Genomic DNA, 26,206 nt, shown 5'->3' with positions numbered 1-26,206 from the left:
ACTTGGAGGGACCGAGGGCTTGTACGTGAGGTACTGTCTTCTGCGCATCTGGAGCTAGACATCACTCCTCGTCGCTGAAGAACGCTCCTGCGGGGTCTCAGTAACCCACCTTTCCCGTAGGAGTCGCCCCCTTCCGCTTCAATCCCAAAAATTAATAAAGTAAAAGCAATAATTCTCCATTATTTTAACTTAAATACAGCGTAAAGAAGGTACATTCTATTTTTGGGAATGTACCTTCTTTAGTTTTGTAGAAGCATCACTTACTAATTTAATAGAATTAGTTACTATTAAATTTCAGTTTTTTTTATACGTCTTATCCACCTGATAAACGAATGCAAACACCTCCGCTACTGCTTCAAATAGTTCTTCTGGTATAGATTCGTTTATCTCTAAGGTACCTAAGATAGAAAGCATCGCTGGGTCCTCTTGCACTGGGATATCAAACTCTTTTGCTTTCGCCAATATTTCCTCGGCTATCAACCCTTTTCCCTTTGCAATGACCTTCGGAGCATCATCTTTCCCCTCATTGTATCTTAACGCTACCGCTTCTTGTCTTTGTTCCTTCATACTCTAATATCCACTCCTTCATAGGAAGAAGAGCTCCACAATCGATTGGTTCTCTGTTCCACCGTTTCTTCTGACGGTAATTTCCATTTTAATGAAGATAATGTATAGGAAATAGAAGCCAATCCTCCTTCTATTTTCTCCATTAACGCAGACGCTCTTACCTCTGCTTCCTCTGCTTTATCCGTATAAATAGTAAGATTTACAATCCTTTGTTGGACGTTCATATCAATTATGGTGGAGTGTAAATTAGGAAGATCTAAGTAGAATAATATTCTACAATAATCTGGATCTATGCTCCCATCATCTAGTCTTTTTCCTTCCCACTTTAATGTTAAATCTAATGGCTTTTCTTGAAGTAAAAGGGGTAGGTTCATCGTAACATGATGCTGAGGTCCATTATCTCCCGAAAACAAAGGGCCACCTTGAATCTTTGCTATAATTGATTCTATTTGTTCTTTGGAGCTAGCGAATGAAGGATCTGAAAGTATCTTCAGTAAATTTGGTTTTAATTGTTCATCTATTAGACTAGTTACCACTGTTTGATTTCTTAATTGATTTTCTAAATCTGTCCCTAACATTTTAGAGATAATACTCAAAAGAGGGGTGGTGCTGCCTTTGTCTACTTTCGCCATGATTTGTTCTGTAGTTGTTTGTATCCATTCTTGCACATCTATAGGTAACTGTTGATGGTTTTGTTGATGTAACAATAATTTAGTAAAAAACTGCGTCAATGGTTGTTCTGTTTTATATGTTGAAGTTAGGATAGAAGTAAGTTGCTCTCTGCCGATGGAGCTAGATGAGAGTGTTTCAACGGTTAAATTTGAAATCATACGAACGGCATTTTCACCAGTTAAACTGTTTTTAGCTACTTGCTCTAGAAACATTGCTTTCCCTTCCCCATTTGGCAGTGTTCGAACGATTTGAGTAAGGAATTCTTTTTGCTCGCCGGTTAAGTTCCCTTTTTGTTGCGCAATTTTTTGTATAATATCGGATGATTCTTTTCCAAAAATCACCTGATTGATAGAATGAGCTAATGCCAGGCTTTTATTACTCTCATTAGATGAGTAATTTTTAGGATAAGTAGATTGGAGTAATTCACTAAGTTGTTGTCCTGTTTTGGACGATGGATTTAGAACTTCCTCAACGAACTTAGTCTGAAATTGTTGTACTGCTTCTTTTGTAACACCCTTAGTAGCGTCTCTTATCCCTTGTATCGTCGAAAGAAGTTGTGCCACTCTTTTGTCTGTTGAAGGTAGTTGATGAAGGGATGCTTCGAGTTCTATTAGAGTTTGTGACATTGATGAAGTGTTAATCATTGCATTAGATGCCTGTAATGTTAAAGATGTAATAGGTTTGTTAGCTTGAAGTAGATTCTTGATTGTTTGGAAGCTCTCCGAAGCCGAACCATTCTCTTTTAAGAATTGATACGCTTGTTCTAAACCCTTTTTGTTTAGCGATTGCTGCTGCCCCAACCACAAGGATACAAGTTGCTTCATTGTTTTATCGATTGGAAGTTTTAACGCTTGTAGAAGCTGATCTATATTAGTTTTTCCTTGCGATTCTGTTCCGCTTGGTAAAACTTTGAGTAATACCGAATTATCTTTCACTTCTACTTGAAACCAATTACCTTTGCCAACTTCTAAAGGAACATCCATCTTGGCCATCAATCTTTTATTCCCTATTTGGACTTCTGCGACTTGATTTGGGTGCCATTTGACTACCTTCCCGTGAACAATATCTCCAGTTTGTAATTTAGGTGAAGAGTTAAATTGACCGAGTGTACCATTGAGTTGATTTAGTTGTAGGGAAGGTGTCTGCATAGGCTTTATTTCCTTTCTTAGCTGTTTTTAATCATGGATTTTATTGGTTCAAAACTACGTCGATGGAGAGGGGTTAGTCCTCTTTCTTCTATTGCAATAAGATGATTCTTGGTGCCATATCCTGCATTTTTTTCGAATTGGTAACCAGGATAAACCTTTGACTGCTGTTCCATATATATATCTCTCTCTACTTTTGCAAGAACAGAAGCAGCAGCTATAGAAATGGACCTAGCATCTCCTTTTATGAAGGATTCATTTGGTAAATCTATATCTAAAGGCATTGCATCAATCAAGACATAATCAGGCTTTACAGCTAAGTTTTGTATAGAAGTAATCATTGATTGTTTTGTAGCCTCATATATATTCACTTCATCAATTACTTTAGCGTCTGTAAACGTCACACTGTATGCAATGGCTTCTTTTTTAATTTGACAATGGAATTGCTCGCGTTGGCTCTTTGACAATTTTTTCGAGTCCGTCAGACCATACGCTTTAAAATTACTTGGGAGAATAACAGCAGCAGTTACAACAGGACCAGCGAGCGGGCCACGTCCAACTTCATCTACACCTGCAATATACGTATAACCTTTTTCTCTTGCTAGGTTTTCAAATACCTTCATTTCTTCAAATTGAGTGACTAGCTTCGACTGTTTTTCAAGTCTTGATAAAGTCGACTTAAGAGCACTTTGTACCCCTTTTCGGTCGTCTAGTGATAATTCTTTTAGTAAAGGGTTATCTTTAGATGTAACTTGTGTTAATAGTTCTTTAATTTGAGCTATAGACTGTCGATTCATTTGTTTCTCCTTTTATATCGGTAATTTCTCTTTTATTATTAGGGGACACTTCCTATTTCAAATCTTTTCTATTCTTCAAAAAAGAAAAAGCTGACACCTTATTGGTCATCAGCTTTTTCTTCCCACTCATCAGGTCTATCTAACGAGATTGTTCCAAAAGTACCAGATCTCACTTCTCGGACAATCATTTCTGCTGTTTTGTCGTAGTCAATTTCTCCACCTTCTCGGTAAATTTTACGCTTTTCACCGATTTGATTAAATAACTCTACGACTTCTTCTGGCCATTCTTCAATACCGTATCTTTCTTCCACTGTAACAGGGTAATAAGCATGCAAAATTTCTAATGCATATTGCGAGATCTCATGAAGGTTAAGAATGCTATCTTTTATAGCTCCTGTAAGAGCTAATTTAAAGCCAATTTCTTGATCTTCAAATTTAGGCCAAAGTATTCCCGGAGTATCAAGCAAGTCCATTTCTTTCCCAACCTTTATCCACTGCTGGGCTTTAGTTACACCAGGCATATTACCAGTTTTCGCAATATTTTTTTTTGCAAGTCGATTAATTAAAGTGGATTTCCCTACATTAGGTATACCAAGAATCATTGCTCTAATGGCACGAGGCTTAACTCCTTTTGCTATTAATCGATCAAATTTGGGTTTTAAAATAACTTGACAAGCCTTAACGATTTCACGCATACCTTGTCCAGCTTGCGCATTGATAGAAATAGCCACTACGCCTCTATCTTTAAAATACGCAATCCATTGTTCTGTCACATGTTTATCCGCTAAGTCAGCTTTATTTAATACAACAAGTCTAGGCTTTTCACCAGTTATTTGGTCAATCATTGGGTTACGTGATGACATTGGTAATCTCGCATCCACTAACTCAATAATAATATCTACCAGTTTAAGTTTTTCTGTAACCTCTCTTCTTGCTTTGGCCATATGGCCGGGAAACCATTGAATAGTCATGATATCCCTCCTCACTAATTACTTTACTATCTTTATATCTTCCATCGGCCAATAGATAATATTCGTTTGTCCGATAATTTCCTCAACGTCTACGGGTCCAAAATGGCGGCTATCAATACTATTTCCTCTATTATCACCCATAACAAATACCGTATCCTCTGGAACTGATTCTAACCCAGTTTGTGCAAATAAGGTGAAATCCTCTGTAAGTTGCTGTTCCCCTAAATCTCTTTTATATTGATCTAAATAAGGTTCGTTTATCTTTTCCCCATTTATGTATAATTCATCATCACGGAACGTAATAGTATCTCCTGGAAGTCCAATAACACGTTTAATAAAGTCTCTACCATCCGGGGAATGAAATACGATGATATCAAATCGTTTTAAGGTACTTGTATCATCATTCCACTTATTCACAATCATACGATCGCCATTTGCTAAAGTAGGTACCATGGATGTTCCTTCTACTAAAATTGGAGTGAACAAGTAATAACGAACAACAAATGCTACCACTACTGCTATAACTAAGGCTTTTAGCCATCCGAATAGTTCTTTCACTGCTCTTTTCAAGGTTGATCCTCCTTAAAAATGCTACATGTTTTTATTGAGTGGAAAAGGGTATACATTCACTTTAGGTAAAAACATATAAATACACGAAAAGGAGCTTGAACAACAAGCTCCTTTTCTAATTGATTATCGAATTTCTTTAATACGAGCGGCTTTACCACGTAATTGACGTAGGTAGTAAAGTTTCGCACGGCGAACTTTACCGCGACGCACTACTTCAAGCTTCGCAATCTTAGGTGTGTGTACAGGGAATGTACGCTCAACTCCTACGCCGTAAGAGATCTTACGAACTGTAAAAGTTTCAGAGATTCCACCACCACGACGTTTAATAACAACACCTTCAAAAATCTGAATACGCTCACGGTTTCCCTCAACGATGTTTACGTGAACTTTCACTGTATCACCAGGACGGAACGCAGGTAGATCTGAACGAAGTTGGTCTTTTGTAATTTCTTCAATTAACTTGTGCATCGATTTCAACTCCTTCCAACAGATGCTCTTGCATAATAGGAACTACATGCAGCGGAACATTGTAATAAGACTTGGACATTCATCCAAGCCACAAGTAATAATATATCATGAATTCTATAGCAAAACAACTACTAGTTTAAGTATTTTTCCATTGTTGAATCCACTTTTTTTGTTTATCTGTTAAAGGATATTTCTTTAGCAAGTCCGATCTTCTTGTGAGAGTTCGCTTAAGTGCTTCTTGCTCTCTCCACTCTTCTATCTTGGCATGGTTACCACTTAATAAGACCTCTGGCACTTTATATCCTCTAAAATCCGCAGGTCTTGTGTATTGTGGGTGTTCTAATAACCCCGTAGAAAAGGAATCTTTCATATGGGATTCTTGATTACCAAGTACACCAGGTAATAAGCGAACTACACTATCAATAACCACCATAGCTCCAAGCTCTCCACCAGTTAATACATAATCACCAATAGAGATTTCATCTGTGACTAAATGTTCTCTAATACGTTCGTCATACCCCTCATAATGGCCACAAATAAAAATTAGATGCTCCTCAGTAGCAAGTTCCTCTGATTTCTTTTGCGTCAGTCTTTCCCCTTGAGGACACATGAGAATAACCCTAGGAGGCTTTGACGCCTTGTTTGATTCGCGTAATGTTTCAACCGCATCAAATATTGGTTGTGCTTTTAATACCATTCCAGCACCGCCACCGTAAGGATAGTCATCTACTGACTGATGTTTATGGTCGGAGTACTCACGGAAATTGTACACCTCATAGGAAGCATGATTATTTTCTTGGGCTTTTTTTAAAATCGATGAACCAAAGACACCCTGGAACATCTCAGGAAACAAGGACAATACATCAATTTTCATTAATCTAATAACCCTTCCATTGGATCAATAATCACTACTTTATCTTCCACATTTACTTTTAAAACTACTTGTTCTATATATGGAATGTATGCTTCTTTTCCACCTTTACGTTTTACCACCCAAACATCATTTGCTCCAGGAGTAAGTATTTCAGAAATATTTCCGATTTCTTCTCCATCTACTGTAGATACTGTACATCCAATAATTTCATGGAAGTAATACTCATTTTCAGCTAACTCTCCTAAAGAAGACTCATGAACTTTCAATATGGAATTCTTCAGAGCTTCTGCTTCCGTCATAGAAGCGACATTTTCAAGTGTCAACAGGTCAAATTGCTTATGTGTTCTGTGCGATTCTACCTTCACTTCTAATAAATCTTTTTGATTTTCTTTTTGCACATATAGAATACTACCTTTTTTATATCTCTCTTCTGGGAAATCAGTGCGTGATAAAACACGAACTTCCCCTCTAGTACCATGTGTATTTACAATCTTACCAACATTATAATAGTTTTCCATTTTGTCACCTCTGTTGAATATCAATAATAATTCCGTTCTCTACGATTACGCTATCTGGTTCCCGTAGGTGATCAATAGATTGTCCGACTTGAACCTCTATCCATGTTTCCAGTTCTTCTGACTTTATTTTAGTCCCCAATGGAACTAATTCTAATTGTTGAAGTTGAAAAACGACAGATCCATGCTCTGTAGTTTTTTCATTAAACAGTGGTTGTAAGGGCCATTTTTCTGCTCCGTGTTTTTTTCTCCATTTGCGTAATTCAAACTGCATTTGACTAATTTCCAATTCCAATTGGTACTGTATTTTTTTCAGAGCAGTTTCTTTCTCTTTCTTCATTTCTGCCGTTACGATTTCATAAACTATCACTTGTTTTTTTATCTTCACAATCATTCACCTAATATGTGACGTTTCTTTTATTGTACACCATTTAGCGATTCTCAAACTATAGGGAGCTTAAATCTATTCTAGATACCACTTTGACTTCCTCAAGTGTTTTAAGGACCTTTATTCACTCCTCTAGTACGAATTCTTAAGCACCTTTTTTTAACATGGTGCCTAATACGTAACTAGTTAGGTCAAAGAATGCTAAAAATTTATAATAAGGAGACTCATCTAAGAGCAAGCCACATCACGTGGCTAACGATGAGTTGTTACTAGTCACGTAACAAAAAAGGTTGCCCAAGAAGTCATGTAAAGATGACTTTATGGACAACCTCTTGGAAATTATTCAATGACTTGGATCCAAATCTTTTCATTCTTGGCGCTAGCTGCCGCTTGGACAACCGTTCGAATAGATTTAATCACTCGACCGTGTTTTCCAATAACTTTCCCAATATCCTTAGTGTGAATATGAAGTTCAAGTAAAAGTTGATGTTCACTCTCTTGAACAGTGACACGGACATCATCTGGATAGTCAACTAGCGGTTGAACTATGGACGTGAGCAAGTCTTGATAATTTGCCATTACTTGCTGTTTTTCACGTTGTGGAATTTCTCCATGATACCTTGCTTAGAGAAAAGGTTACGTACTGTGTCAGATGGTTTCGCACCTGTTTGTAACCATTTAAGCGCTAGCTCTTCGTTGATCTCAACGATAGCTGGCTCAGCAACTGGATTGTACGTTCCAACTGTTTCAATGAAACGTCCATCACGTGGTGAACGAGAATCTGCTACAACAATACGATAGAAAGGAGATTTTTTTGCTCCCATACGTTTTAAACGAATTTTAACTGCCATTTTTAAAGCACCTCCGAATAGTTTCACACAAGATAATATAATAGCAACCTATAAAAAGAATGTAAAGTGTTTTTTCTTAACAGATGAAAAAAATTCTGTTAAGCCATTGTTTAGTGGTGTAAAAGTGACTTACTCATTTCCCACTAGAGAAAAAACATATAAATATTTACTCTCTAGTGGGACCTTTTTTGCAGATATACACTTTACAACCTTGCATTTGCCACACAACTATCTACCGGATAGTCCAAAAGTGCAGTCACAAGAGATATCTACAAATTAATAGTTAAAAGGTACATCAAGAGGATGCAAATGAGTACTACACCGACACCACGGCATTCTTTTAGGTTAGAACGGGAATTTCATCCCACCAAATCCACCACGTTTTTTTGCTTTTTGCCCCATGGTAGACATTTGTTTCATCATTTTTTTCATTTCTTCAAACTGTTTTAATAAACGGTTTACTTCTGGAACAGTAGTACCTGATCCTTTCGCAATACGTTTACGTCTTCCAGCATTAATAATCTCTGGATTTTCCTTTTCCTTTGTCGTCATCGATTGAATGATTGCTTCGATATGACTAAGTTGTTTTTCATCCACTTTTAGATTATCAATACCTTTCATTTTATTGGCACCTGGTAACATCTTAATTAACTCATCAAGAGGACCCATTTGCTTTACTTGACCTAACTGATCTAAGAAATCATCCAGCGTAAAGCTCGCTTCTCTGAATTTCTTTTCCAGTTCTTTTGCTTTTTCTTCGTCCACATTGGCTTGTGCCTTTTCAATAAGTGAAAGTACATCCCCCATGCCTAAAATACGTTGCGCCATACGCTCTGGATGGAAAGGTTCAAGTGCATCTAACTTCTCACCCATACCAACGAATTTAATAGGTTTTTGTGTAACGGAACGAATAGATAGCGCAGCTCCACCACGAGTGTCTCCATCAAGCTTTGTTAAGACTACTCCAGTAATACCAAGCGTATCATTAAAGCTTTGTGCCACATTTACTGCATCTTGACCGGTCATGGAATCGACAACTAAGAAGATTTCTTCTGGAGAAGAAAGTTCTTTAATCTCTTCCAATTCACCCATTAACGTTTCATCAATATGCAATCGTCCAGCTGTATCAATTAAAACATAGTCTAAATGTTCTTCTTTTGCTTTTTCAATTGCTTGACGAGCGATTTCTACAGGACTAACCTGATCTCCTAAGCTAAATACAGGCATATTCAGCTGTTTCCCTAACGTTTCTAACTGCTTAATAGCAGCAGGACGATAGATATCAGCCGCAACAAGTAATGGTTTACGGTTATACTTTTTTCGTAAAAGGTTTGCTAGTTTACCAGTCGTTGTCGTTTTACCAGCACCTTGTAATCCAACCATCATAATAACAGTTGGAGGGCGTTTTGCCGTAGCAATTTGGCTTTGTTCGCCACCCATTAGTTCTGTAAGTTCTTCTTTAACGACTTTTACTACTTGTTGACCAGGAGTTAAACTTTTCATAACTTCTTGTCCAACTGAGCGTTCACTAACTTTCTTTACGAACTCTTTTACTACTTTAAAGTTAACGTCCGCTTCTAACAGAGCAAGCCGTACTTCTCGCATCATCTCTTTGACGTCAGCTTCGGAAACTTTACCTTTTCCGCGGATCTTTTGCATCGTTTGTTGCAGACGGTCGGCTAACCCTTCAAATGCCATTGATATGTCGCCCCCTAATCTACTTTCTCTAGCTCATCAACTAAGGAAACTAGTTCTTTAGAGACAGTTGGAGAAGAATCTACAAGCTGTTTCATTGTTTCCATAATTTTTGTGCGCTTTTGAAATTTTTCAAACAAGCCAAGCTTCTCTTCATACTCTTCAAGCATAGCTTCTGTCCGTCGTATATTATCATAAACTGCTTGACGACTTACTTCATATTCTTCGGCTATTTCTCCTAAAGAATGATCGTCTAAGTAGTAAAGGGACATATAACTTCGCTGCTTTTCTGTTAACAACGGATGGTAGAAATCATATAGATAATTTACCCGGGTTGTTTTCTCGAGCATGTATTCGCCCCCTTGTTAAGTGAAAAACCTTTACATGGGTCTAGTTTACACTCCGTAGATATTGTTGTCAAGCAGTTCACCCCTAGTTAATATCACAAAAGAGGCTGGGACAAAACCCGAAAGTGACTGCACTGGGATTTCCGCTGCAGGGGACGCTTTCCACGGGGCGGGTTGCTGAGCCTCCTCGTCGCTGAAGAACGCTCCTGTGGGGTCTCAGTAACCCACCTTTCCCGTAGGAGTCGCCCCCTTCCGCTCCAATCCCAAAGAGTTATTCTGTAAAAGCAGTAATTCTGCAGTCATAGTTACTTAAAAACAAAAAAGGTACACTCGTTTTTTCGAAATGTACCCTTTTTGATTTTGTCCCAGCCTCTTAATAACCCCGTCTTAGCTACTACACTACATTACTCCGAAACTTCTTCTTGCTCAATCGCTTCTGCAAATAAGCCATAAACATACTTCTCTGCATCAAACTTTTGCAAGTCGTCTACCTTTTCCCCTAGTCCTACAAACTTTACAGGTACTTGTAACTCGTTGCGAATAGCAAGTACGATTCCACCTTTAGCCGTACCATCTAGCTTTGTTAAGACGATTCCTGATACATCTGTTGCCTCTTTAAAGGTTTTAGCTTGTACCAAAGCGTTTTGACCAGTAGTTGCATCTAATACTAATAGGACTTCATGAGGAGCACCAGGGATTTCGCGCTCAATTACTCGCTTCACCTTCTCTAGTTCTTTCATTAAATTGACTTTATTTTGTAAGCGTCCAGCCGTATCACATATTAACACGTCCACGTTTCTAGCTTTAGCTGCTTTTACAGCATCATACATTACAGCAGCAGGGTCTGATCCCTCTGCTTGCTTTATAACATCTACACCAACACGATCTCCCCATACTTCAAGCTGATCAATTGCCCCAGCGCGGAAAGTATCTCCTGCAGCTAACAATACGGATTTCCCTTCTTGCTTAAAACGGTTCGAGAGTTTACCAATAGTGGTAGTTTTCCCCACTCCATTGACACCAACTACAAGAATAACGGTCATTCCAGATTCTTGCATGTTGACTTCACTATTGACCTCACCTTGACTCTCGTAAATTTCAACTAGCTTTTCAGAAATAACAGACTGCATATCAGAAGTATCTTTAATATTTCTTCTCTTTACTTCCATTTTCAACTCATCAATAAGTTCCATGACAGTGTTAAAGCCAACATCTGCACCAATAAGTATCTCTTCTAACTCTTCAAAGAAGTCCTCGTCCACTTTTCTGTAGCGAGCAACCAAGTCGTTTACTCGGGAAGAAAAACCTTCTCGAGTTTTCGAAAGACCGTCTCGAAACTTATCTGTAACAGCATCAGAATTACTTGTAAATTTCTCTTTTAACTTCTTAAAAAAGCTCATTTATTTCCCTCCAACTTTGACTGGCTCAACCCAACGTTCGGACTCTTCTAATCGAACAGATACCAATGTTGAAACGCCTGATTCTTGCATCGTAATACCATATAGGACGTCACACTCTTCCATCGTTCCCTTACGGTGGGTAATCACAATGAATTGTGTCTCTTTACTAAATTGACGTAAGTACTTGCTGAACCTCTGGACGTTAGCTTCATCTAAAGCCGCTTCCACTTCATCCAAAATACAGAAAGGTACTGGACGAATCTTTAGGATAGAAAAAAGCAAAGCAATGGCAGTAAGCGCTCTTTCTCCCCCAGATAATAAACTTAAATTTTGCAGTTTTTTTCCAGGAGGTTGGGCAATTATATCTACACCTGTCTCCAACATGTTTTGTGGATTGGTCAATTTAAGTTCTGCTCGACCACCACCAAAAAGCGCACGAAAAACATGTTCAAAATGAGATTGTATGCCTTTGAAAGTTTCTGTGAAACGGCGAGTCATTTCTTCATCCATTTCATTCATAACATCCGTTAACGTTTGTTTCGCTTCTTCTAAATCAGCTCTTTGTGTAGATAAAAATTCGTAACGCTCCGCCACTCGTTCATATTCTTCGATGGCACCAACATTTACAATTCCTAATTCTTCGATTGATCGTTTTAGAAGTTTTACTTTTTTTCTTGCATCTTCTATTGATATTGATATTTCGCCTAATTCACCTATTTCGTCCATGGTACTATCATACTCCATCAACAATTTCTCATGTCGATTATCTAATTCTACTTCTAAACGATTACAGTGAATTTCTGCATCTTTAACACTTTCCGCTAAACCTTTATGCTGGCGTTTTAACTCTTTCACATGTAGTTCAATGTCTTCTACTTCTCTAGTAAAGGAAGCTCTTGTTTCGCGTCGTGCAGCAATTAACACAATCGTTTCCTTTTTTTCTTCTGCTTTTCGTTCATACATTGTTTCCATCTCTTTTTCCGATGAACCGTTGTTATGAAGATTATCATGTAACCACGTTAATTGTTGACTTAACTTCTGCTTGGACGATTGTTGTTCGTCCAACTCTTTCGTTACACGATCAAGTGTTTGTTTGGCATTTTTCCATTGTTCTTGCTTAATAGCTAATTGTTCCTTTTGTGAAATTAAGTCCTTTGTCCATTGTTCTTTTGAGTTTGCAATGGTAGCTTTCTCTTCAGAAAGGACCTCGATCTGTTCATCAACTTTTTGAATAGATTGTTGTACTTGGTTAATGTTTTGAAGCAGTTCTTCTTGCCTTCTTTTAATGGAGCTTTGTTCTTCTAACCATTCGGATTTTTCAATATCAAATGATTGTAGACGTCTATTTAAAGTCGTTACTTCTAACTCTATTTGTTGCAAGTTATTCACTGCACTTTGTTCTTTTATACGTAGTTCTTCCCCTTTAGCTTGCAATTCTTTTAATGATTGCATTCCTAACTGGTATTCTTCTTTATGTCGTTTATATAATTCTTCTAATCCCTTTGTCTTCTCTTCCACCTCGATAAGTTTGGCAGTTAGTTCTTCTAATTCATTCTTTCTCGTTAAAAGAGAAGTTGCGTTTTGTTTTACCATTCCACCAGTCATAGAACCACCAGGGTTTACGACATCACCTTCAAGTGTTACCATTCGGAATCGATGTCCGATAATCTTCGCAAGTTCATTTGCCCCTTTTAAATCACGAGCAATAATAGTAGATCCCAAAAGATTGTCCACAATGACTTGATATTCACCCTGTGTTTTGACTAAGGACGAAGCAATACCGACATAACTCTCATGAGAAGAAAGATTTTGTACTAATCCAGCACCAATCATCCTAGGTTTCATTACAGTTAAAGGTAAAAATGTGGCTCTCCCTAGTTTACGTTGTTTTAAGAATTGAATAGCCTGTCTTGCGTGCTGTTCATTTTGCACGACAATATGTTGAGTAGCACTACCAAGAGCTGTCTCTATTGCTAATTCCATAGATTTATCTACTTGAATTAACTCTGCGACAGCACCTTCAACACCCGCTAAGACTTCTTTTCGGGCCTTAAGTACTTCTCTAACTCCATGGAAGAACCCTTGGAATTCTTCTTCCATTTCCGATAATGCTTCTTTTCGAGAACGAATTTTTTGCACATATCCATACGCTTCATACAGCTGCTTTTCTTCTTTATCAACGGTACGTTCTAACGACTCCAACTTCTGTTGTTGATCTCGGTACGTTGTAATATGCGCAGATAGTTTTTCTTTTGAGAAAGCTACTTGTTCGCTCGCCTCTTTTTGTCTAGTCTGCAACGCCTGTCGTGCATCAATATCTTTTTGGTTATCTAATTCTACTCTTGAAGATCGACTTTGAAGTTGTTCAAGCTGCCTAGTTAAATAGGTTAATTCATTTTTGGCACTAGCTTGTTGGTTTAAATAATCAATGTAGTCTGCTTTTAATGACTCTATTTGATCTTCTACACCATTTTCCAACGTCTTAAGTTTATTCTCTAACACCCAAACACGTTCTTTTAGCGACTTCATTTCCTCGTCTGCTACATTAACCAACTTTTCTGCACTTTCACGCTCTAAGTTGGATTGGGTAATTTTAGTTGACAATTCTTCGAGAGATTCTTTTATCTGTGTTTCATTTTGACTTGTGTTCTTTTGTCTTTCTGCTAAAACTTGCTTTTGACCGTCTAACTTTTCAAGCTCTTCAGACGTCTGAAGTAACAGAGCCTGTAACTCATCAATAGAGTCATCAAGTGCTGCTACATGATCTCTTTTTTCTACTAAGTGAGCCTCAGACTTGGCTAAAGTAGTTGCTAACTCTAGTTCTTGCTTCTTCCACTCATTTAAGTCCATTGTTATTCGCTTATGAGTATCTTGCAGCTCATTAATATCATGTACTAAGACTGCAACATCATATTGCTCTAACTCTTCTTTTTGAGCTAAGTAATCTTTAGCAATGGACGACTGCATTCGTAATGGTTCGATTTGTCCTTCTAATTCAAAAAGAATGTCTTGAACCCTCAATAAGTTATCTTGCGTCTCTGCTAATTTCAGTTCTGCTTTCTTTTTTCGGTTTTTATATTTCAATACGCCAGCAGCATCTTCAAAGATTGCTCTGCGTTCTTCCGGTTTACTATTTAAGATTTGATCTACTTTTCCTTGGGAAATAATAGAGAACGATTCTCTTCCCAAGCCTGAATCCATAAACAAATCTACAATATCCTTCAATCGACAAGGTTGGTGATTTAAAAGGTATTCACTGTCTCCTGAACGGAATACTCTTCTCGTTACACTTACTTCATTGTATTCAATTGGTAATGTCTGATCTTCATTATCAAGTGTTAATGTAACTTCAGCGAAATTAAGCGCCCTACGAGAATCACTACCAGCAAAGATAACATCCTCCATCTTTGCCCCGCGAAGCGATTTCGCAGATTGCTCTCCTAACACCCATCTAATGGAATCGATGACATTACTTTTTCCACTTCCGTTTGGCCCAACCACAGCAGTAACTCCAGGAACAAAATCAACAGAAGTCCTTTCCGCAAATGATTTAAAACCAACTACATCCAATCGTTTGAGGAACATAGTCCTTCCTCCTACTCTCTAAACTAAAAGTTTCATGTTATATCTTTTAACTTACCTAAGGCCATTTGTGCAGCATGTTGTTCCGCTTCTTTTTTTGAGCGACCTGATCCAACACCTAACTCTTCTCCATTAATCGTTACCATAGAAATAAATTCTCGATTATGGGCAGGACCTTTTTCTTCTAGAATTCGGTATTCTAGAGAACCATTGCCATTTTTCTGAACCGTCTCTTGAAGTTGGCTCTTGAAATCCATCACATGAGAAAAAGCACCAGCAATTATTTTTGGGAAAATAGTTTTTTCTAAGAAAGGAACAACTTGATCGATTCCTTGATCAAGATACAAAGCACCAATAAAAGCTTCGAATACGTCAGCTAATAAAGCCGGACGTGTTCTTCCTCCTGTCATTTCTTCACCTTTACCTAATAAAATTAAGTCACCAAATTTCCACTCTGTCGCAAAACCAACTAAAGATGGTTCACAAACAATAGCAGCTCTAAGTTTGGTTAATTCTCCTTCGCTCATCATTGGAAAGTGATCATATAGGTAGTGTGAAATGGTTAATTCTAATACTGCATCTCCCAAAAACTCTAGACGTTCGTTATCTTCGTGAGGTTTTTTGCGATGCTCATTCACATACGATGAATGAGTAAAAGCTTGCTTTAATAAATGTGTTTTGGAAAAAGTAATACCAATTTCCTTTTGAAATTGCTCGAACTTTTCATCCATCTGTTGTTTTTTTAATCTTCTATTTTCTCGATCTTTCATCGTCTTTCTCATCAGATCTCCACCTTCAATACCCCTAATTCTTTCTAGTTCATTAACCATCTTATCATAAAGCAAAACGATTAAGTAGAAAAGCTAAATCATTAGATTTTTCCTTTTCAGGTCACTATTTTTCATCCAATGTTTATAGTAACAATCAAAAGAACCTTGATGGATAGTACCATCAAGGTTTAATCGCTCGAGTCTAAAAACGATTATTGTTGTGCTTGTATGTAATTCACAGCATCACCAACTGTGGAGATCTTCTCTGCATCGTCATCAGAAATCTCCATATCGAACTCATCTTCAAGCTCCATTACTAGTTCAACTACATCAAGAGAATCTGCTCCTAGATCTTCTTTGAAAGAAGCTTCAAGAGTAACTTGAGTCTCTTCTACACCTAGGCGATCAACGATGATTTTCGTAACACGCTCTAATACCTCTGCCATTTAAAACACCTCCTTTCAAGTAAGAAAAGCGCAAGGCGCGCGTTCAGCCGCGGCAGAAAAGTTCGGAAGACCGAGTAGGCAGCTCTTCAGCCAACGGAGGGCTTTCGGACTTTTCCGAGCGGTTGCGCACCTGGAGCTAGACACCATTTGGTAAGGATACTCAGTTAAGAACGGACGACATCACGTCGTCAACACTGAGTTGTTACCGATCACGTAACAAAAGCGCAAGGCACGCGTTCAGCCGCGGCAGAAAAGTTGGATGGACCGAGGAGGTAGTTCTTCAACCTTCACAGGGCCAGCCGACTTTGCCTAGCATCTGCGCACCTGGAGCTAGACACCATTCCGCTCCTGCACTTCAAATCTGTTCATTTTAACTCTTATTTATAACATATCATTATTTTAAATTCAGGTACAATTCTAACTTATTCAAATTACATAACCATTCCGCCATCAACATGCAACGTTTGACCTGTCATGTATTTAGCATCCTCTGAAGCTAAGAAACTAACTACAGAAGCAATATCTTTTGGTTCGCCAAATCTCGCTAGAGGAATTTGCGCCAACATTGCTTCTTTTACTTCAGGTGTTAATTTATCTGTCATATCAGTAGAGATAAATCCTGGGGCAATTGCATTCACAGTTATCCCGCGAGGTGCTAATTCTTTTGCAGTTGTTTTCGTTAGTCCAATTACACCAGACTTAGCAGCAACATAGTTCGCTTGGCCTGCGTTACCACTTACTCCTACAATGGAAGCAACGTTTATTATACTACCAGAACGCTGTTTCATCATCGTTCGTGTAACTGCTTTCGTACAAAGGAAAACACCTTTTAAATTAATGTTTATAACTTCGTCCCACTCTTCTTCTTTCATACGCATTAATAAGTTATCACGCGTTACTCCAGCGTTGTTAACGAGGATATCAATAGAACCAAACTCTTCTACTGCTCGCTTCATCATATCTTGAACTTCTGTTGCGTTGGAAACATTGGCTTGAACAACAATTGCCTTCGTTCCTAGCGCACGAACTTCTTCCGCTACTTCCATCGCTTTTGCTTCACTACCTGCATAATTCACGACAATATTAGCACCTTGAGCGGATAACTCTAAAGCTATAGCACGTCCAATACCTCTAGAAGCACCAGTCACTACTGCTGTTTTCCCTACTAATTTCATTGAACTGCCTCCCTTTGTGCATCGATTACGGATTGAGCGGATGATAAGTCGGATACAGAAAATATTTTCACATCTTTGGAAATCTTTTTGACAAGTCCACTTAAAACATTACCCGGTCCTACTTCAACAAAGGTATCGACACCTTTTTCTAGTAGGAATTTGATACTTTCTTCAAATCGAACTGGAGAATAAAGCTGTTGAATGAGCTTATTATTAATTTCTAGCGGTTCAATCATTTCTTCAGCAGTTACATTAGAAATCACAGGAATGTTAGCAGGACTTATTTGAAGTTGGTCTAGTTCTTTCTCAAATTCTGCTGCTGCTGGCCTCATAAGAGATGAGTGGAATGGTCCACTCACCGGAAGAGGCAATGCTCTTTTAGCTCCAGCTTCTTTTGCACCAATACAAGCTGCATCTACTGCTGTTTTATCCCCTGAGATAACAATCTGACCTGGACAGTTGTAATTCGCTACCTGTACGGAATACTCCTCTGTCGAAGCGTTCTTGCAAACATTCTCTAATTTCTCTGCGTCTAACCCAAGGATTGCTGCCATAGCACCTTTCCCATTAGGTACAGCTTGTTCCATTAGTAAGCCTCGCTTATGTACTATTTGAACAGCTTCTTCTGCTGTAAACGCACCAGCTGCTACAAGTGCACTATACTCTCCTAGACTATGACCAACAAGATAACTTGGAGTAATACCATTTCTAGTTAACACATTTACCAAGGTTGTGCTTACAGCAACCAACGCAGGTTGAGCGTGAGCTGTTTCCGTTAACAAATCCTTGGGCCCTTCCCACATCACTTTTTGTAAGTCAAAAGGTAAGGATTGATTGATGGCATCTAACTGTTCTTTACTGTCCTGGTCTTCCTCATAAAGTTGCTTTCCCATTCCAACAGTTTGTGAACCTTGACCTGGAAATAAAAATGCAATAGTCATACGATAACCCTCCTATTATGAGTCTTTCATACTTTCTTCCATTCTTGTACATACATTTTGAGAGACCATTGTTCGAGCTTGTCTGATAGCATTATAAAACGCATTCGCATTGGAAGACCCATGCGCTTTTATGACCGGAGCTTTTAAACCGAATAAACCAGCTCCACCGTATTCTGTGTAGTCTAATTTATCTTTTAATGATTTTAAGTCCGATTTAATAAAACCAGCTGCTAATTTCGTCTTCATAGAACTCATTAATGTTTCTTTTAACATAGAGAAAATGGAAAGAGCTGTTCCTTCAATTGTTTTCAAAACCATATTACCCGTAAATCCGTCTGTAACTACCACATCAGCCACACCGTTTAGCAGATCACGAGACTCTACGTTTCCAATAAAGTTTAGAGAACTAGAAGATAGTAGTTTATGTGTATCTTTTGTAAGCTCATTTCCCTTCTTCTCTTCTGTACCAATGTTTAATAGCCCAACTCTAGGTTGTTGAATTCCTCTAACTTGCTCTGCATAGATAGAGCCCATATAAGCATATTGAAGTAAGTGCTCTGGCTTAGCATCTACATTTGCACCTAGATCAAGCATTAGAAACCCTTTTCCATCTAGTGTCGGTAGAGTTGGCGCAAGTGCCGGTCGATCCACACCTTCAAGTCTTCCTACTACAAATAGTCCAGCAGCCATTAGTGCACCTGTATTACCTGCAGATACACAAGCATCCGCTTCACCGCTCGTCACAGCCTGTGCCATTTTCACCATAGAAGAATCTTTTTTGCGACGAACCGCTCTTACTGGTTCATCCTCACTAGAAATGTATTCTGTCGTGTGAACAATTTTCACTCTATCTGATTCCTCTAAAAGCGGCCTAATTTGTGTTTCATCTCCAAACAGCAACACGTGTAAGTCAGACCATTCTTCTAGTGCCTTCTTTACTCCTAATACGATCTCTTTTGGTGCATGATCTCCGCCCATCGCATCTATCGCTAGTCTCATGTTTCTTCCTCCTCTTAACGAGCGGTTGCACGGAACATATCAAAATCGCCTTTAAAAACTAATTCTGTTCCTACAAAGCTCTCTACCTGTATACGCATTCTATCTTTTTTTTCAGTTGGGAACACTTTCGCTTTCGCAACCACTCTTTCTCCTAATTTCACTGATCTCGTGAAATGAATGGTTGCTTTTGCTGTTAGTGCCATTTCCTCATCCACTACTGCTACTGCTAGGGAATTAGCTTGTGCAAATATATGATGACCTCTCGCAATATGATTACGGGTGAAGACATGTTCTTCTTTTACATCAAAAATTGAAATAGCTGACTTGTCCAATTGTATATCTATGATTTCTCCAATAACGTCTTCAATTGCTAAGGATTTAACCTCATCAACCATTTTCTTTTCTGCTACATGCTTTATCCGCTCACGTAATTCGGGAATGGATAGCTCCATTCGATCTAATCGAATTGTCTGGACGCTAACTTGAAACTGTTCTGCAAGTTCTTCGTCTGTTACAAAAGGGTTAGATTCAATTGTGTCTTGTAGTTTGGCTTGCCTCTCTTTTTTTGTAGGCTTCATCATACTCACCGCCCATCTTATGACTAGGTACTAATAGTAGTATATAAAACTATTAAATAGATTGCAATAGAAATTATCTTTAATCCAGTTGATTACCTTCCGTGGCACCAGACGATTCTAAGGATTGTCGTAAGTAAATGTATTCTGGATTATCCCAGAATACAGATGATGATATTAATTTTTCAGCGTCTGAACGTGCAACTTCTAAAGCACGATAATCATGTACTAAATCAGCAACCTTAAACTCTGGTAAACCACTTTGTTTTTTCCCAAAGAAATCCCCTGCTCCTCTTAACTCTAGGTCACGTTCACTTAAAACAAATCCATCATTTGTTTCACACATAATGGACATTCTTTCTTTCCCTACTTCCGTTTTAGGGTCTGCCATTAAAATACAGTAAGACTGCTGATCTCCCCTGCCAACTCGGCCTCTTAACTGATGTAGTTGGGAAAGACCAAAGCGATCTGCATCTTGTATCACCATTAAAGTAGCATTCGGCACATTTACTCCTACTTCTACGACGGTTGTAGATACTAGAACACCTGTTTCATTCTCAGCAAATTCTTTCATCACTTGATCTTTTTGTTCAGGATGTAACCGTCCATGCATAAGACCAACTTCCGTGATACCTTTCAGTCTTTCTTTTAGTACCTCAAACATCTCAATCGCATTTTGCACATCTAGCTTTTCACTTTCTTCGATTAAAGGGCATATAACGTAAGCTTGTCTACCTTTCTTCACTTCTTTTTCAATGAAGCCTACTACCCTTTCTAGATAATTCGACTTCACCCAATAGGTTTCAATAGGCTTACGTCCTGCTGGAAGTTCATCAATAATGGATACATCCATTTCCCCAAAGACAGTGATTGCCAATGTTCGCGGAATTGGGGTAGCTGTCATAAATAGAACATCTGGGTTAAGCCCTTTTTCACGAAGAATCTTTCGTTGATTTACACCAAAGCGATGTTGTTCATCTGTAATAACCAATCCTAAGTTGGAAAAAACGACATCCTCTTGGATAAGAGCATGTGTGCCGATTAAAATGTCTATTTCTCCTTCCGCAAGACTTTCTAAAAGAAGCCTTCTAGCTTTTCCTTTAACAGAACTCGTTAAAAGTGCTACTGTAATTCCTGTTGGCTGCAAAAGATCCGCCAACGAACTAGCGTGCTGTTCTGCTAGAATCTCAGTTGGAACCATTAGTGCGCCTTGATAACCTGCAGTGTGCGCAGCTAATAAAGCAATACTCGCAACAACCGTTTTTCCAGAACCAACGTCACCTTGTAACAGTCTGTTCATCCTACCATTTGAAGTCAAATCATGTATTATTTCGTCAACTACTCTTGTTTGAGCAGCTGTTAAAGGAAACGGTAATGACTTTTTGTATGCATCAATTTTCTTTTGATCTACCGTCATTTTGTTTCCTTGTTTTTGTTCACTTTCTTTCTTCTTTAAAGCTTGCATTTTTAATTGAAACAAGAGTAACTCTTCATAAACAAAGTATCTTCTAGCTTGTTTTATTGCACCTTCGTTTTCAGGAAAATGCATGGTATGTAAAGCATCAAATTTATTTGGCAATTTATATTGCTCCCGAATAGAGGTAGGTAAGGTTTCCGGTAGAGTGTTATTTAGAAGCTGAAATGCTTGCTTCATCCACTTTCTAAACACCAGGTTTGTAATACCTACTTTCAAATGATATACGGGGGCATAATCAGTCTGCCCTTTATGAGGACCTTTCTGGTGGCTTTGAACCGTAAGAACTTGCCTGTGAGCATCCCACTTACCTGTTAAGGTAACAATATCTCCTATTGAAAAGGCCTTTTTTAGGTATGGTTGATTAAAGAAAACAGCAGCAATCAGGTGCCTTCCAGTTTGAATTCTAACAGTCGCTTTTGATTTGCCTTTTTGATAAAACATAACCCCAGGTTCTGAGTGAACTTTTCCTTCAATAGTTATTCTCTCTTCGTGACTCGCTTCTGCTACATCTACTAACCGCTGATCATCGTATCGAAATGGAAAATAATGCAGAAGGTCATGAAGTGTATGTATGCCTAAGTCTTTCAAGTGTAGGAGAGTTTCAGATCCTATTCCTTTTATTTCTTTAAGTTCGTTCATATTAACACCTACTTTCAGGTTATAACACTTGTTCTATTGTAACAAAAAAACACACGTTCTTACTATTATCGTAAGTACGTGTGTTAAAACAATTATGATTTAGCTCCGAATATCTTTTCTTCAAGGGCTTTTCCAGTAGGGGTAGCTGCTAATCCCCCTAATGCCGTTTCTTTTAAAGCAGTTGGCATTTGTTGACCAATTTTAAACATGGCATCGATTACTTCATCACATGGTATTCTACTTGTAATACCCGCTAAAGCCATGTCAGCAGCTACCATTGCATTGGCAGCTCCCATTGCATTTCTTTTAACACACGGTACTTCTACTAAACCTGCAACAGGGTCACATACTAAGCCAAGCATATTTTTTAATGTAATTGCCATTGCTTCTGCAGATTGTTGAGGAGTACCACCCGCCATCTCGACAATAGCAGCTGCGGCCATTCCAGATGCTGAACCTACTTCGGCCTGACAGCCTCCTGCAGCACCAGAGATGGAAGCATTATTTGCCACAACAAATCCAAATGCACCAGAAGTAAATAGGAAACGAATCATTTCTTCTCTAGTAGGGTTAAGTTTTGCTTTTACTGCAAATAGTGTTCCGGGCACAACGCCAGCAGATCCTGCAGTAGGTGTTGCACAAATTGTTCCCATCGCAGCATTTACTTCATTAGTTGCTACTGCTTTACTAACAGCATCTAGAATTGTTTCTCCAGTAAGGAAATTTCCTTTTTCTATATACTTTTGAAGAAGTACAGCATCCCCACCAGTTAATCCAGTTGGTGAATGTACTCCTTTTATCCCTCTTTCTACTGCTTGCTCCATAACGGTCAAATTACGGTCCATTTCCGCCATAATATCTTCACGAGATTTCCCTGTATATGCCATCTCTTGTCGGATCATTACTTCAGATATGGATATGCCTTCAGTAGTTGTTTTATCAATAAGTTCTTTTACATTACGAAAGAACATTTTCTCACTCCTTAAATGTAAGCGTTGTCAATCTTACACGTACTGTTAATCTACTACCTGTGTTACTTGAGAAATATTTGGTAATAATCGAATTTCTTCTAATACATCCTTAGAAAGGCTTTGGTCAACTTCAATCGTCATTAATGCAAATTTTCCAATCTCTTTACGAGAAACTTCCATGTGACCAATGTTTATTTCATGGTTCGCTAAAACAGTCGCTACTTTCGCTATTGCTCCAAATCGGTCTTCATGTAGAACCACAATTGCTGGGTGATTGCCAGATAGTCGTAAAGGAAAGCCATTTAGTTCTGTTACTTCGATTTTACCACCACCGATAGAAATACCCACTAACTCTAAATAATTTGTGTCATCTCCTAGCACAATTCTAGCTGTATTTGGGTGTTCAGACAAACCATCTTCTACAATGAACTCTACTTCTAAATTCGAAGCCTTCGCGATTGAGAGAGCATTAACAATTCTTTGATCGTCTGTATCATAATCTAAAAGGCCACCTACTATAGCTACATCCGTCCCATGACCGCGATAGGTCTGAGCAAACGAACCATAAAGATGTATTTTAGCCCATTTTGGTTGTTTTGCAAAAAGGCTTCGAGCTACTCTTCCAATTCTAGCTGCCCCTGCAGTATGAGAACTAGAAGGACCAATCATTACAGGACCAATAATATCAAAAACACTTTTATACTTCATGTAAGTCCCCTCTTCCTTATCACTTCAAAGCATATAATTTTATTATATAAAAAAACAGAGGGTTATTACACCCTCTGTTTTAACTATTCTTTACTCCACGGAGAAAATAAATGGATATAATGGCTGTTTTCCATCATGTACTTCTACTTCGACATCCTCAAAGGCATCTTCTACATAAGATACAAGTGCATCTACAACCTCTGCATCAGCATCTTCGCCTTTTAAAATTGTTAAAATTTCAGATTCATCATCCAACATAGTGGAAAGTAACTCTTGAGAAACAGCTAGTAAATCTGTATTCGTCTTCACGATTTTCCCTTCTGAAATACCCATGAAGTCTCCAGAAGTAATAGTTAACCCATCAATCGTTGTATCACGAACAGCATGTGTTACTTGACCTGTTTTCACATGAGCAAGAGATTCTGTCATTTGATCTTTATTTTGTTCTAGAGAACTCATTGGATTAAATGCCAACATCGCTGCCATACCTTGAGGAACTGTCTTAGTAGGTACTACTACAGCTTCTACTTCAGCAACAGATGCTGCTTGCTCAGCAGCCATAATGATATTTTTGTTATTCGGTAGAATAAATACTTTCTCAGCATGTACTTCTTCGATCGCTTTGACGATATCTTCTGTACTTGGATTCATGGTTTGTCCGCCTTCAATGACATGGCTTGCACCGATGCTTCTAAATAAATCAGCGATACCTTCCCCCATTGAAACCGTAACAATTGCATAATCCTTTTTCTTTTCTTCTTTTTTCACTGGAGTAGCCGCTTTTTGCTCATCCAACTCTAGTAGAGAAGAGTGCTGTTGTCGCATATTTTCTACTTTTATCGCAATAAAGCTACCGTAACGTTGCCCTAGGTTCATTGCAGTACCTGGCTCTTCTGCATGAATATGAACCTTTACAATTTCGTCATCAGAAACAACTAACAAAGAGTCACCCCATTGACTTAGTTCATTACGGAAAGCAACTTCATCGTAAGGATGTTGCTCTAATTTTTCTTTCTCAAATTTCACCATGAACTCTGTGCAATAGCCAAATTCGATATCTTCTGTATCCATAAACCCTTGAATACTTTTGTGGTGCTCCGCTTTTACTAACTCGTCCATGCTAGGAGCGTTAGAAATTGCATCTGGAAGCTCTTCCCCTTTTAACTCTGCTAAGAAGCCTTCATACACACACACAAGTCCCTGGCCACCACTATCTACTACCCCAACTTCTTTTAGAACAGGTAGTAAGTCTGGAGTACGGTTTAAAGATTTCTTTGACTCATCCACTACTTTCTCAAAGAAGACTACAATATCCTTTTCTGTTTTCGCAATTTCCACAGCTTGTTTCGCTGTTTCTCTTGCTACAGTTAAGATTGTACCTTCAACAGGCTTCATTACTGCTTTATAAGCTGTCTCTACACCTGCTTCTAATGCTTGGGCAAACTCCACAGAGTTGATCGTTTCCTTGTTCTCGATTGATTTACCGAATCCACGGAATAATTGAGATAAAATAACACCAGAGTTACCACGAGCTCCCATTAAAAGCCCTTTCGCTAACGCTTGCGCTACCTTCCCTACATGCGGTTGCATGTGTTGTTTCACTTCTTTTGCTCCAGATGTCATGGACAGGTTCATGTTTGTCCCTGTGTCTCCATCTGGAACTGGGAATACGTTTAACGCATCCACCATATCAGCTTTCGCCGAAAGATTGTTAGCGCCTTGCAGTACCATTTCTCCAAAACGCATTCCATCTAAAGATGTAATAGACACAAATGCTCCTCCTCACTTACGGGTTCGTCACGCGAACGCCTTGTACAAATATATTCACTGAATCAACTGATAACCCGATTGTTTTATTTAACGTATATTTGACGACCGATTGAACATTGTGTGCAATCTCCGAGATCTTTGTTCCATATCCTACGATGATATACATATCAATATGTACTTCATCACCTTCTTGGCGAACAATAACTCCTCTTGTAAAGTTTTCTTTACGAAGGATATCCGTGAGGCCATCTTTAATTTGATTTTTAGAAGCCATTCCAACGATACCGTAGCAGTCAACTGCCGCACCACCAGCAACCATCGCAATTACTTCATTTGAGATATCAATCTGTCCGAATTTCGTTTTTAGTTCAATGGACATTCGTTGGTCCCCCTTTTCTTTTCATTAGCTGGTTCTTCACAACTAATGGCAAACTTACGCAAATAGGATGCTTTTCTTATTTTACTACACGCTTGAACATTTTAAAAGCGAGTTACCATCCCTATCATTCCAGTATTTCGATTGCATGTCAAGGAAATTTTCTTGAAAGGTTTCGTCTTTTATATTGCATCAGTTTCAAAGTTGTGATAAATTATTGTAGTATGTTTCAGAAATGAAATGCGACATAATCGTCATAACTGTTTGATAGTGAGGAGGGTATACTATGGCTAAAGTATGTGCCGTTACTGGACGTAAAGCACGTTCGGGTAACACTCGCTCCCACGCAATGAACGCTAACAAGCGTACTTGGGGCGCTAACTTACAAAAAGTGCGCATTCTTGTAGATGGTAAACCAAAAAAGGTTTGGGTTTCTGCTAGAGCACTTAAATCAGGTAAAGTAGAGCGTGTATAATACACGATCGCGAACAAGCATCTGCTAGTTTAACTAGTGGGT

Annotated in this window: 27 protein-coding genes; 1 reads left to right on the top strand and 26 read right to left on the bottom strand. The window is 38.5% G+C overall.

Annotated elements, in window-relative coordinates; translation table 11 throughout:
- Positions 1 to 294: 294 nt before the first annotated feature.
- The 26 genes from G8O30_RS04815 to G8O30_RS04690 form a co-directional block, all read right to left on the bottom strand.
- Positions 295 to 567, bottom strand: a complete 273-nt coding sequence (locus tag G8O30_RS04815; protein ID WP_239673853.1) for an EscU/YscU/HrcU family type III secretion system export apparatus switch protein — start codon at positions 565 to 567, stop codon at positions 295 to 297.
- Complete coding sequence (locus G8O30_RS04810; protein ID WP_239673852.1) at positions 564 to 2,387, bottom strand: hypothetical protein; 1,824 nt, start codon at positions 2,385 to 2,387, stop codon at positions 564 to 566. Before G8O30_RS04810 ends, G8O30_RS04815 begins: the two co-directional genes overlap by 4 nt.
- Before the next feature lie 17 nt (positions 2,388 to 2,404).
- Positions 2,405 to 3,181, bottom strand: coding sequence for a ribonuclease HII (locus G8O30_RS04805; protein ID WP_239673851.1), 777 nt, complete (start codon positions 3,179 to 3,181; stop codon positions 2,405 to 2,407).
- Between the two features lie 98 nt (positions 3,182 to 3,279).
- Complete coding sequence (gene ylqF, locus G8O30_RS04800; RefSeq protein ID WP_239673850.1) at positions 3,280 to 4,152, bottom strand: ribosome biogenesis GTPase YlqF; 873 nt, start codon at positions 4,150 to 4,152, stop codon at positions 3,280 to 3,282.
- A gap of 18 nt (positions 4,153 to 4,170) precedes the next feature.
- Positions 4,171 to 4,722, bottom strand: coding sequence for a signal peptidase I (lepB, locus tag G8O30_RS04795; RefSeq protein ID WP_239673849.1), 552 nt, complete (start codon positions 4,720 to 4,722; stop codon positions 4,171 to 4,173).
- 123 nt (positions 4,723 to 4,845) lie between these two features.
- Positions 4,846 to 5,190 (bottom strand): 50S ribosomal protein L19, encoded by a 345-nt coding sequence (gene rplS / locus G8O30_RS04790; protein WP_239673848.1) that lies wholly within the window; start codon positions 5,188 to 5,190, stop codon positions 4,846 to 4,848.
- A gap of 136 nt (positions 5,191 to 5,326) precedes the next feature.
- Positions 5,327 to 6,064, bottom strand: a complete 738-nt coding sequence (gene trmD / locus G8O30_RS04785) for a tRNA (guanosine(37)-N1)-methyltransferase TrmD (RefSeq protein WP_239673847.1) — start codon at positions 6,062 to 6,064, stop codon at positions 5,327 to 5,329.
- Entirely contained in the window at positions 6,064 to 6,582 is a 519-nt protein-coding gene (gene rimM, locus G8O30_RS04780; RefSeq protein WP_239673846.1) for a ribosome maturation factor RimM, read from the bottom strand. The genes trmD and rimM overlap by 1 nt, the downstream gene beginning before the upstream one ends.
- A gap of 4 nt (positions 6,583 to 6,586) precedes the next feature.
- Positions 6,587 to 6,967 carry a YlqD family protein gene (locus G8O30_RS04775; protein WP_239673845.1) on the bottom strand — a complete coding sequence of 127 codons (381 nt, stop codon included), beginning with the start codon at positions 6,965 to 6,967 and terminating at the stop codon, positions 6,587 to 6,589.
- A 339-nt stretch (positions 6,968 to 7,306) separates the two neighbouring features.
- Positions 7,307 to 7,546: a KH domain-containing protein gene (locus tag G8O30_RS04770; RefSeq protein WP_239673844.1), complete on the bottom strand. Its 240-nt coding sequence runs from the start codon at positions 7,544 to 7,546 to the stop codon at positions 7,307 to 7,309.
- Positions 7,546 to 7,818 carry a 30S ribosomal protein S16 gene (gene rpsP, locus G8O30_RS04765; RefSeq protein ID WP_239673843.1) on the bottom strand — a complete coding sequence of 91 codons (273 nt, stop codon included), beginning with the start codon at positions 7,816 to 7,818 and terminating at the stop codon, positions 7,546 to 7,548. Before rpsP ends, G8O30_RS04770 begins: the two co-directional genes overlap by 1 nt.
- Before the next feature lie 345 nt (positions 7,819 to 8,163).
- A complete protein-coding gene (ffh, locus tag G8O30_RS04760) occupies positions 8,164 to 9,516 on the bottom strand; it encodes a signal recognition particle protein (protein ID WP_239673842.1) in 1,353 nt (450 codons plus the stop codon).
- A 14-nt stretch (positions 9,517 to 9,530) separates the two neighbouring features.
- A complete protein-coding gene (locus G8O30_RS04755; RefSeq protein ID WP_239673841.1) occupies positions 9,531 to 9,863 on the bottom strand; it encodes a putative DNA-binding protein in 333 nt (110 codons plus the stop codon).
- Positions 9,864 to 10,264: 401 nt separating this feature from the next.
- Complete coding sequence (ftsY, locus tag G8O30_RS04750) at positions 10,265 to 11,260, bottom strand: signal recognition particle-docking protein FtsY (RefSeq protein ID WP_239673840.1); 996 nt, start codon at positions 11,258 to 11,260, stop codon at positions 10,265 to 10,267.
- A complete protein-coding gene (gene smc / locus G8O30_RS04745) occupies positions 11,261 to 14,845 on the bottom strand; it encodes a chromosome segregation protein SMC (RefSeq protein WP_239673839.1) in 3,585 nt (1,194 codons plus the stop codon).
- A 32-nt stretch (positions 14,846 to 14,877) separates the two neighbouring features.
- A complete protein-coding gene (gene rnc / locus G8O30_RS04740; RefSeq protein WP_275576524.1) occupies positions 14,878 to 15,624 on the bottom strand; it encodes a ribonuclease III in 747 nt (248 codons plus the stop codon).
- A gap of 200 nt (positions 15,625 to 15,824) precedes the next feature.
- A complete protein-coding gene (acpP, locus tag G8O30_RS04735) occupies positions 15,825 to 16,058 on the bottom strand; it encodes an acyl carrier protein (RefSeq protein ID WP_239673838.1) in 234 nt (77 codons plus the stop codon).
- A gap of 431 nt (positions 16,059 to 16,489) precedes the next feature.
- Positions 16,490 to 17,233 carry a 3-oxoacyl-[acyl-carrier-protein] reductase gene (gene fabG, locus G8O30_RS04730; RefSeq protein ID WP_239673837.1) on the bottom strand — a complete coding sequence of 248 codons (744 nt, stop codon included), beginning with the start codon at positions 17,231 to 17,233 and terminating at the stop codon, positions 16,490 to 16,492.
- Positions 17,230 to 18,174: an ACP S-malonyltransferase gene (gene fabD, locus G8O30_RS04725; protein ID WP_239673836.1), complete on the bottom strand. Its 945-nt coding sequence runs from the start codon at positions 18,172 to 18,174 to the stop codon at positions 17,230 to 17,232. Before fabD ends, fabG begins: the two co-directional genes overlap by 4 nt.
- Positions 18,175 to 18,189: 15 nt before the next feature.
- Positions 18,190 to 19,173, bottom strand: a complete 984-nt coding sequence (plsX, locus tag G8O30_RS04720; RefSeq protein WP_239673835.1) for a phosphate acyltransferase PlsX — start codon at positions 19,171 to 19,173, stop codon at positions 18,190 to 18,192.
- Between the two features lie 14 nt (positions 19,174 to 19,187).
- Positions 19,188 to 19,751 carry a transcription factor FapR gene (fapR, locus tag G8O30_RS04715; protein WP_239674490.1) on the bottom strand — a complete coding sequence of 188 codons (564 nt, stop codon included), beginning with the start codon at positions 19,749 to 19,751 and terminating at the stop codon, positions 19,188 to 19,190.
- Between the two features lie 79 nt (positions 19,752 to 19,830).
- Positions 19,831 to 21,864, bottom strand: coding sequence for an ATP-dependent DNA helicase RecG (gene recG / locus G8O30_RS04710; RefSeq protein ID WP_239673834.1), 2,034 nt, complete (start codon positions 21,862 to 21,864; stop codon positions 19,831 to 19,833).
- A 92-nt stretch (positions 21,865 to 21,956) separates the two neighbouring features.
- Positions 21,957 to 22,835 (bottom strand): L-serine ammonia-lyase, iron-sulfur-dependent, subunit alpha, encoded by an 879-nt coding sequence (gene sdaAA / locus G8O30_RS04705; protein ID WP_239673833.1) that lies wholly within the window; start codon positions 22,833 to 22,835, stop codon positions 21,957 to 21,959.
- A 45-nt stretch (positions 22,836 to 22,880) separates the two neighbouring features.
- Positions 22,881 to 23,543, bottom strand: a complete 663-nt coding sequence (sdaAB, locus tag G8O30_RS04700; RefSeq protein WP_239673832.1) for an L-serine ammonia-lyase, iron-sulfur-dependent subunit beta — start codon at positions 23,541 to 23,543, stop codon at positions 22,881 to 22,883.
- A gap of 90 nt (positions 23,544 to 23,633) precedes the next feature.
- On the bottom strand, positions 23,634 to 25,313 hold the full coding sequence (locus tag G8O30_RS04695) for a DAK2 domain-containing protein (RefSeq protein WP_239673831.1): 1,680 nt from the start codon (positions 25,311 to 25,313) through the stop codon (positions 23,634 to 23,636).
- Positions 25,314 to 25,329: 16 nt separating this feature from the next.
- Positions 25,330 to 25,692 carry an Asp23/Gls24 family envelope stress response protein gene (locus tag G8O30_RS04690; protein WP_239673830.1) on the bottom strand — a complete coding sequence of 121 codons (363 nt, stop codon included), beginning with the start codon at positions 25,690 to 25,692 and terminating at the stop codon, positions 25,330 to 25,332.
- Between the two features lie 283 nt (positions 25,693 to 25,975).
- Here G8O30_RS04690 and rpmB point away from each other — a divergent pair, with 283 nt between their 5' ends.
- Entirely contained in the window at positions 25,976 to 26,164 is a 189-nt protein-coding gene (rpmB, locus tag G8O30_RS04685; RefSeq protein ID WP_239673829.1) for a 50S ribosomal protein L28, read from the top strand.
- The last annotated feature ends 42 nt before the right edge of the window (positions 26,165 to 26,206 follow it).

Origin of the sequence: Mangrovibacillus cuniculi, from assembly GCF_015482585.1 — a bacterium.
Lineage (GTDB): Bacteria > Bacillota > Bacilli > Bacillales > R1DC41 > Mangrovibacillus > Mangrovibacillus cuniculi.
The sequence above is the reverse complement of the archived record's forward strand: the minus strand, read 5'-3'. Positions and strand labels throughout refer to the sequence as shown.

What these genes read in the sequence shown, in the direction of transcription:
- G8O30_RS04815 (WP_239673853.1), bottom strand. Translation starts at nt 567, where the DNA reads ATGAAGGAACAAAGACAAGAAGCGGTAGCGTTAAGATACAATGAGGGG.
- G8O30_RS04810 (WP_239673852.1), bottom strand. Translation starts at nt 2,387, where the DNA reads ATGCAGACACCTTCCCTACAACTAAATCAACTCAATGGTACACTCGGT.
- G8O30_RS04805 (WP_239673851.1), bottom strand. Translation starts at nt 3,181, where the DNA reads ATGAATCGACAGTCTATAGCTCAAATTAAAGAACTATTAACACAAGTT.
- ylqF (WP_239673850.1), bottom strand. Translation starts at nt 4,152, where the DNA reads ATGACTATTCAATGGTTTCCCGGCCATATGGCCAAAGCAAGAAGAGAG.
- rplS (WP_239673848.1), bottom strand. Translation starts at nt 5,190, where the DNA reads ATGCACAAGTTAATTGAAGAAATTACAAAAGACCAACTTCGTTCAGAT.
- trmD (WP_239673847.1), bottom strand. Translation starts at nt 6,064, where the DNA reads ATGAAAATTGATGTATTGTCCTTGTTTCCTGAGATGTTCCAGGGTGTC.
- rimM (WP_239673846.1), bottom strand. Translation starts at nt 6,582, where the DNA reads ATGGAAAACTATTATAATGTTGGTAAGATTGTAAATACACATGGTACT.
- G8O30_RS04770 (WP_239673844.1), bottom strand. Translation starts at nt 7,546, where the DNA reads ATGGCAAATTATCAAGACTTGCTCACGTCCATAGTTCAACCGCTAGTT.
- rpsP (WP_239673843.1), bottom strand. Translation starts at nt 7,818, where the DNA reads ATGGCAGTTAAAATTCGTTTAAAACGTATGGGAGCAAAAAAATCTCCT.
- ffh (WP_239673842.1), bottom strand. Translation starts at nt 9,516, where the DNA reads ATGGCATTTGAAGGGTTAGCCGACCGTCTGCAACAAACGATGCAAAAG.
- G8O30_RS04755 (WP_239673841.1), bottom strand. Translation starts at nt 9,863, where the DNA reads ATGCTCGAGAAAACAACCCGGGTAAATTATCTATATGATTTCTACCAT.
- ftsY (WP_239673840.1), bottom strand. Translation starts at nt 11,260, where the DNA reads ATGAGCTTTTTTAAGAAGTTAAAAGAGAAATTTACAAGTAATTCTGAT.
- smc (WP_239673839.1), bottom strand. Translation starts at nt 14,845, where the DNA reads ATGTTCCTCAAACGATTGGATGTAGTTGGTTTTAAATCATTTGCGGAA.
- rnc (WP_275576524.1), bottom strand. Translation starts at nt 15,624, where the DNA reads ATGAGAAAGACGATGAAAGATCGAGAAAATAGAAGATTAAAAAAACAA.
- acpP (WP_239673838.1), bottom strand. Translation starts at nt 16,058, where the DNA reads ATGGCAGAGGTATTAGAGCGTGTTACGAAAATCATCGTTGATCGCCTA.
- fabG (WP_239673837.1), bottom strand. Translation starts at nt 17,233, where the DNA reads ATGAAATTAGTAGGGAAAACAGCAGTAGTGACTGGTGCTTCTAGAGGT.
- fabD (WP_239673836.1), bottom strand. Translation starts at nt 18,174, where the DNA reads ATGACTATTGCATTTTTATTTCCAGGTCAAGGTTCACAAACTGTTGGA.
- plsX (WP_239673835.1), bottom strand. Translation starts at nt 19,173, where the DNA reads ATGAGACTAGCGATAGATGCGATGGGCGGAGATCATGCACCAAAAGAG.
- fapR (WP_239674490.1), bottom strand. Translation starts at nt 19,751, where the DNA reads ATGAAGCCTACAAAAAAAGAGAGGCAAGCCAAACTACAAGACACAATT.
- recG (WP_239673834.1), bottom strand. Translation starts at nt 21,864, where the DNA reads ATGAACGAACTTAAAGAAATAAAAGGAATAGGATCTGAAACTCTCCTA.
- sdaAA (WP_239673833.1), bottom strand. Translation starts at nt 22,835, where the DNA reads ATGTTCTTTCGTAATGTAAAAGAACTTATTGATAAAACAACTACTGAA.
- sdaAB (WP_239673832.1), bottom strand. Translation starts at nt 23,543, where the DNA reads ATGAAGTATAAAAGTGTTTTTGATATTATTGGTCCTGTAATGATTGGT.
- G8O30_RS04690 (WP_239673830.1), bottom strand. Translation starts at nt 25,692, where the DNA reads ATGTCCATTGAACTAAAAACGAAATTCGGACAGATTGATATCTCAAAT.
- rpmB (WP_239673829.1), top strand. Translation starts at nt 25,976, where the DNA reads ATGGCTAAAGTATGTGCCGTTACTGGACGTAAAGCACGTTCGGGTAAC.